Origin of the sequence: Fervidicoccus sp., from assembly GCF_049967375.1 — an archaeon.
In the GTDB taxonomy this organism is placed as follows: domain Archaea; phylum Thermoproteota; class Thermoprotei_A; order Sulfolobales; family Fervidicoccaceae; genus Fervidicoccus; species Fervidicoccus fontis.
The window spans coordinates 41,253-47,743 of record NZ_JBMFSV010000007.1 but is presented as its reverse complement, the minus strand read 5'-3'; the positions used below and the strand labels follow the sequence as shown (position 1 = coordinate 47,743).

Below are 6,491 nucleotides of genomic sequence, written 5' to 3'. Positions count from 1 at the left end.
GCAACTTTTAACAAATGTCTAATTATGATTGGCGCTGTGCATCCAGCGCACATCGAATGCCCGCCGACAAAGAGCTCTTCCCTTGGTATATCAAATATATTTTTCAGCTGTTTACTTTCAGAACTCAATTCCTTTCACCCCGTAGAAGATTGATTCTTCGTAGAATTTTTTCTCATTCATATTCTTTACGAGCATTCTATATAGCTTGACGAAATCCTCGATAAGCATCCTTCTTTGTCCAATACCTGCAATTATGCTCTGGATAATAGGCTTGTCTTTCTTATATTGCAGAGCTGAAGCGATATCATTTGCAATTGGACCGCTTGGCTTTTGTCCAAAAGCTATTGCTCTGTCAATTACGCCCAATACCTGCAAATCCTTTATCATTGAATAGAGCTCTTCCCTTGGGAAAGGTCTGAAGACTCTTAGCTTTATAGTACCCACCTTTAGACCCTCTTTCCTTGCAAGATCTGTTGCAACTTTCAGATTTGTATAATATGAGCTTGTAGCAAGAAGGGCTACTTCAGCATCTTCTATTTTGTAACCTTCTATTATGCCATAGCTTCTTCCATATAATCTTTCAAATTCTTCATCTGCATTTTTTATAACACTTAATGATTCTTCAAGCGCCCTTTCTTGAGCATATTTAAATTCGTAGTAGTATTCCGGAGACGTTATTGTCCCCATAGTTATAGGGTCTTTTACATTAAGCGTATTCCATGTCACTTTTTTAGGTATATATTCTTCGACTACTGATTTGCCTACAGTTTCAACCCTTTCAATAGTGTGGCTGAGAACATATCCATCGTAAGAGACCATAACGGGCAGTAAGACCTTCGGATTTTCCGCAATTTTGTACGCCTGTAAAATAGAATCATATGCTTCTTGTGCGCTTGAAGCTATTATTGTTATCCATCCAGTATTCCTTTGATTCATTATATCACTTTGGTCATTGAATATGCTAATTGGCGCTGATAAAGCTCTCATGGCAACGCTCATTACAACGGGCAATCTCAACCCGCTTGTTATATGAAGAACTTCATGCATTAGCGCTAAACCTTGGCTAGCAGTTGCAGTGAAAACTCTCGCTCCTACTGCTGATGCGCCTATAACTGCGCTTAATGCGCTATGTTCACTTTCAACATGTATCATTTCAGCATTGAGTTCTCCATTTCCTATCAGCTCGGCCAGAGTCTCCACAACTATAGTCTGTGGGGTTATTGGGTATGCCGCTACAACGTCTACATCAGCATCCTTCACAGCTTCTGCAACAGCTTCGTTTGAATTTAACGGTTTGACTTCTCCTTTTCTTTGTTTGCTATTTAACTTTTTCTCGGAAATCATTTAATAGACACCTCCTCAGGGACCATTTGTATAGCTTTTACCGGACATTCATTTGCGCAGATTCCGCATCCCTTGCAGTGCTGGTAATCTACAGCATATGTCACCTTGTATACTCTCCCAGAAGAAGTTTTGTACTCTTTATCAAGCTCAAGTATTGCTCCTTCAGGGCAATATGTCCAGCAGATCCTACACCTGACACACTTTTCTAAGTCTATTATTGGTCTTTCGCTCCTCCAACCGCTCATGTCATTTTCTATAGAATTACCAGGGTCTTTAATATTCCCTCCAAGCGGAAAATCGCTCCATTTTTCCAATTTCATATTAGGCATAATACTTTTACCTCCAATTTATTTTTTAAAAAAATGCTTATAACCTTCTTCAATAACTTGCGCATTCAGATCTCCTAGCTTTCCCTTAAAAGTCTCTCTTACAGACTCCAGCACTGTTTCCAGCTTTACAATCGGAACTATTGCTATAAATGCCCCGACCATTACCGTGTTATATATAGGCCTTCCTAGTATCCTCATTACTATGCTTTTTGCATCAATGATAAAAAAGTTCTCTTCCTTAACTTTTATTCCCATTACTTTTATGGCCTCATCTTTCGATAGTTGGGTGTTTGCAATCACAACTCCATCATCTTTGAGATCAATATAGTTTTTAGCTTTCGATAACAAGCTGGGATCCAGAAGGACGAATATGTCTGGATTAACAATTGGAGTCTTATGTATTTCTTTCAGCTCTTTAGAAACTCTCGTATAAGCTCTAACTGGAACTCCTCTCCTTTCAGCGCCGAATTCTGGAATCGCTATCGCATTTTTCCCCTCCTTTATTGCAGACATAGCGACTAGCTCAGATGCTGTGACTGCTCCTTGTCCTCCCCTTCCTAGCCATGTCACCTCAATTATATCTTTATTTAGAAGCTCCTCTTGAAAAGGATACATTATTAGTTCGTTTTTACTCAATGTTTTTTCACCAGATTAACACTCTCAAACATTTAAAATTTATTGCTAATTTCATTATAAATGTTTAATAATTACTAAAAATAAATTGAGATTATAACTGTTTGTATATACTTGCATCCATTATGTTTTCTCTTAATTACTTATTACTTAATAGCCTATTTTTTTGAGTTTTCAGAAATCTTAAAAGTTAAAACTATAAAATGCCCTAATTCTTTAAATATTAATAGAAGAAGAGGTGAAATAGCAAATGTTGCTATTCTTAATTTCTCCGTATTTCTTCTTTGGAATGTTGATTGCATCACTACTTACTGCTGGAATTATAGGGATTCTTGCCGTATCAGCAGATAAAATAGTGAGAGGTCCTCCGAAGTCGTTAACAGGACTGAAGACATCCATGGCAGTTACAGCAATAGTGACATTTTTAGGAAGTATATCTCTAATTTATTTGGTAGGAGTGTACTTTTTGGGATATGGCTTTTCCTGGCTGTACTTCACTGTAGGACTGGTAGCAATTTTTATGATTTTACAGTGGCTGCTTTCTCCATACATGATTAAAGCTGTATATAGAGCATCTGAGCCGAAGCCAGAAGAATCATGGGTATCAGAAATGGTTACTAAGATGGCAAAAGATGCAGGTTTAAAAAGCATTCCAAAGGCTGTTATAGCCGAAGTCCCTGCACCGAATGCATTTGCGTTTGGAAGTCCAATTGCTGGTAATTATGTAGCCATAACCAGAGGTCTTCTCCAGCTATTTCCAAAAGAAGAAATCGAGGCAGTTGTCGGACATGAACTAGGACATCTTAAACATAGAGATGTCGCTACTCTTCTCGCAATAAGTTTACTGCCATCAGCAATTTACTTTATAGGAAGAATGTTGTTGGCTTGGGGCTGGCTTGCAGGGGATAGTAGGGAGAGGGGAGGAGGAGCAATGTTTTACGTGTTGATCGGAGCAATACTTTTCGTAGCTGGCTTCCTTTTCCAGTTCTTAGTGACACACTTCAGCAGACTAAGGGAGTACTTTGCAGACTATCACAGCGCAAAACTTACAGGAAATCCAAGAATGTTGCAGAGAGCTTTGGCGAGGTTGACTTTGATCTACGAGTCTAATCCAAATGTGTCAAACCAAATTAACAAATCAGCTGCTATGCTCTTCATTGTCAATTACTTTGTCAGCATGTCTGGAGGGATGGCCTATGAAAATATAGACTACTGGTTCCCTTACTCAAAGAAGCCATACATTCCGAAGGACATTAATATAGATGAGGCAGTTGAAAAAATTATGAACAGAAAAGAAAGCGCGTTTCTCGAGCTTTTCAGCACTCATCCATCAACTCCAAAAAGGCTTAGGTTCCTTGAAAATTTGAGAAATAAAGTCCCCTATTGAGTTAAGGTTCAAGAGTTCTGCATGCATTTTTTGTATATTTTCAGCTTTCCCTTTAAATAATCAATAATAATAGTTCTGGCAGCTTCATCAATTATCGGTTCTTTACTTTTTCTCTCTATCCATCCCCTCTTTTTAGCAAGGGCTTCTAAGAAGGAATAGGGATCTCCGCTCCATTCGATCTTATAAATTTTTGATAGTGCATTCTTAGAGATATTACTGGCTTTTTGTATTAACTCAATAGCTATAGATACAGGATCTTTTAACTTCTCAGGTGGGCTTGATCGTATTGTTTTTTCTATATAATCTCTCGCATCAGGAAAGACACCTGGCGTGTCATATATGTAAATCCCTGAAGATATCTTATATATAGAAGTGGATTTTGTATAGCCGGGCTTTCCCGGCAATGGGCTTATATTGGCGGAGTCCTTCTTTTTCAGCATATTGATAACGCTAGACTTTCCAGTTTTAGGTACCCCTGCTATCATTCCAACAATTTTTTCCTTTCCAAGTTTTTCTTTAATTTCTAAAAGAAAATTGACTACTTCTCCCCTTCCTATGTTCTTTTCTGCGGAAATTGGTATCACAATAATACCTTTGTCTTTAAAGTACTTAATGCATTCGGCGACAACTTCCGCTGGAACTATGTCTATTTTATTGAGTAAGATGGCAAACTGCTTATTCAATTGAAATGCAAGCTTTTCTAACTTAATCGACCTTGTCCCTAGAGAGTTTCTAGCATCTACAGTCTCTAAAACAAAGTCGCTTTCTCTGATCATTTCGAGCATTTTCTCCTTTCTTAGGAACTTCATTGAATCTTTCATATTTACCACAAACTATTATGTATTATTTTTTCTTTTTATGAAAAATTTTTATCATCAAATAAAAAAATCATGATAGAAAAATCCTTCTTTATAATTTTCTTGTATATATTATTTAGTGAATAAATTTGAAAGGTCCTTATTCGACTATACCTTTCACCTCTCTTGGTGGTGGAAGGGACAGGCTCAAGGATAAAAGGTTGGTCCATAAATTGGAGGGGGAAAAAGAGATGCTCAATTGGGAAAGAGATGATTATACTTTCTGAATTTAAAGATATAAATTTTTCTTTTTCTTTTAATTGAACAAAGCCAAATAATTTTTATATATGTAATTATTATATTTTTAAATTGAGTAGATAAAATATGCGAGTAATAGATGAGGCTTTTTTCTTAAAACGTTATGACGTTAATTTGTTAATTGAGCAGATAATGAGGACAGATCCTCCTATAAGGATTTCAAAGATAGCTGAGGATTTGAATGAACCAATTTCTCGAATTCGAAGAAAAATTTCAAAGTTATACAATTTAGGATATGGATTTAAAGGTGATTTTGATTTAAGAAGAATAGGGCTTTCCACGCTTGTATTGGGTTTTAATGAACCAATTGATGATGTTATTAAAAAATTACCGAGAAATCTTTCACAATATCTACCTTTTCTTAGAAGATGGCAGGGAGAAACTTTTTCTCCTAAGCATCTTAGTATTGCTTTAATGTATATTCCATATAATTACGATGTTTTAGCTAATGCTTATGGAATTTTGGAAAAAGCAAATATATCTTTAGAAATTAAACCATTTATAGCTGACATTTCTATTATAGGCAAACCAAGAACAAAGTATTTTGGTTTACCTGACTATTTAACAAATTGGGAACTTCTTTATAATGACCTCAAAAAAGAAGAAGACGAAGAGAATATTAAAGAAATTTTAAAAATAGATCCTATAAATCTTGACCTTATAGATGTTCTGATTTTAGCATCTTACCAAAAAGATGCTTTTACGCCAGTTAGCAAGATCGCATCACATCTAAAACTCTCTATATCAAAAATAAATAGACACCTTAAAACACATATAGAAAAAAGAAAAATATTTAATGGTTGCTCAATTAAACAACTGATTTCAAAATTAGATATTCAAAATAGAATTATGATGTTGCTTATTGGAAAAAATGAAGATTTAAGCACTCTGCTCGAATTTATATCTATTGTGAAAAATTCGCCTGAATTTTATTCGGCACTGGTTGACAGCAACAACAATATGTATATGATGTTATTTAGCATAATGTTTTCCGAAATAGACCTATTTTCAAAATTCATCAAAAATGTGAAAGAATATTTAGGCGAATATAACATATTTATTTTAAATCCTTCTACTATAAAATCCTATACTATTCCGTTTTTAGCATACAATAGAGAAATTAAAAATTGGGACTTTAAAATCTCTGTAATCGATATAATGAAAGAAAAACTTGAAGCCTTGCTAAAAGCCTAAGTTTCTGCGGTCTCCTTTTTTGTTACGATGTTGTCTTCTAGAATAGAGCTTCCTTTTTCGCTCAATTTATAAACTTTGTGTGATCCCTTGCTATATATAAGCTCAACGTATCCAAGCTCCTTTAATATCTGAAATGCTGCTAATACATAATATCTCGGCAGTCCAGTTATTGAAGCTATCTCGCCAGGGTTAGCGGTTCCCTTCTCATCAAGTGTTTTTAACAGCTTTTTTATCGTTCCATCAGCTATATCTTCGCTCATTTTTTCACCTGATTATTTCTTTAATGGAAAATTACCTTTTTAAAAAGAAGAGCACGGGTAAGTCATATTTAAAAAAGCACTTTTAGATAGAAAATTTAAGGGAAAAATATTTAATTTGTTAGGATCTAATCATACGTTAAAGTAAAAATTAATTTAATTTTTAAATATTCAATATAAGTTTATATAAAACAGAAATATCAAAATCAAATAAGAAAAAGTTAACTAATAA

Annotated in this window: 8 protein-coding genes; 3 read left to right on the top strand and 5 right to left on the bottom strand. The window is 35.0% G+C overall.

What is annotated here, in order from left to right; translation table 11 throughout:
- Positions 1–117: 117 nt before the first annotated feature.
- The 3 genes from ACP5SL_RS02385 to ACP5SL_RS02375 are packed head-to-tail and all read right to left on the bottom strand — an operon-like array spanning position 118 to position 2,309.
- Positions 118–1,344, bottom strand: coding sequence for a ferredoxin oxidoreductase (locus ACP5SL_RS02385; protein ID WP_193803251.1), 1,227 nt, complete (start codon positions 1,342–1,344; stop codon positions 118–120).
- On the bottom strand, positions 1,341–1,664 hold the full coding sequence (locus tag ACP5SL_RS02380; protein WP_014558343.1) for a 4Fe-4S binding protein: 324 nt from the start codon (positions 1,662–1,664) through the stop codon (positions 1,341–1,343). Before ACP5SL_RS02380 ends, ACP5SL_RS02385 begins: the two co-directional genes overlap by 4 nt.
- Before the next feature lie 27 nt (positions 1,665–1,691).
- Positions 1,692–2,309 (bottom strand): 2-oxoacid:acceptor oxidoreductase family protein, encoded by a 618-nt coding sequence (locus ACP5SL_RS02375; RefSeq protein WP_428228127.1) that lies wholly within the window; start codon positions 2,307–2,309, stop codon positions 1,692–1,694.
- Positions 2,310–2,556: 247 nt separating this feature from the next.
- Between ACP5SL_RS02375 and ACP5SL_RS02370 the strand changes: the two genes are divergently transcribed.
- Positions 2,557–3,693, top strand: a complete 1,137-nt coding sequence (locus tag ACP5SL_RS02370; protein WP_014558345.1) for a zinc metalloprotease HtpX — start codon at positions 2,557–2,559, stop codon at positions 3,691–3,693.
- An 8-nt stretch (positions 3,694–3,701) separates the two neighbouring features.
- Here ACP5SL_RS02370 and ACP5SL_RS02365 read toward each other — a convergent pair whose 3' ends face one another.
- A complete protein-coding gene (locus tag ACP5SL_RS02365) occupies positions 3,702–4,514 on the bottom strand; it encodes a GTPase (RefSeq protein WP_428228126.1) in 813 nt (270 codons plus the stop codon).
- A 125-nt stretch (positions 4,515–4,639) separates the two neighbouring features.
- Between ACP5SL_RS02365 and ACP5SL_RS02360 the strand changes: the two genes are divergently transcribed.
- Together ACP5SL_RS02360 and ACP5SL_RS02355 are read left to right on the top strand one after the other, a co-directional pair.
- Entirely contained in the window at positions 4,640–4,777 is a 138-nt protein-coding gene (locus tag ACP5SL_RS02360; protein WP_428228125.1) for a hypothetical protein, read from the top strand.
- A 208-nt stretch (positions 4,778–4,985) separates the two neighbouring features.
- Positions 4,986–6,002, top strand: a complete 1,017-nt coding sequence (locus ACP5SL_RS02355; RefSeq protein WP_428228124.1) for a winged helix-turn-helix transcriptional regulator — start codon at positions 4,986–4,988, stop codon at positions 6,000–6,002.
- Here the strand turns inward: ACP5SL_RS02355 and ACP5SL_RS02350 are convergent.
- Complete coding sequence (locus ACP5SL_RS02350; RefSeq protein ID WP_193803254.1) at positions 5,999–6,262, bottom strand: hypothetical protein; 264 nt, start codon at positions 6,260–6,262, stop codon at positions 5,999–6,001. The genes ACP5SL_RS02355 and ACP5SL_RS02350 overlap by 4 nt on opposite strands.
- Between the last annotated feature and the right edge of the window lie 229 nt (positions 6,263–6,491).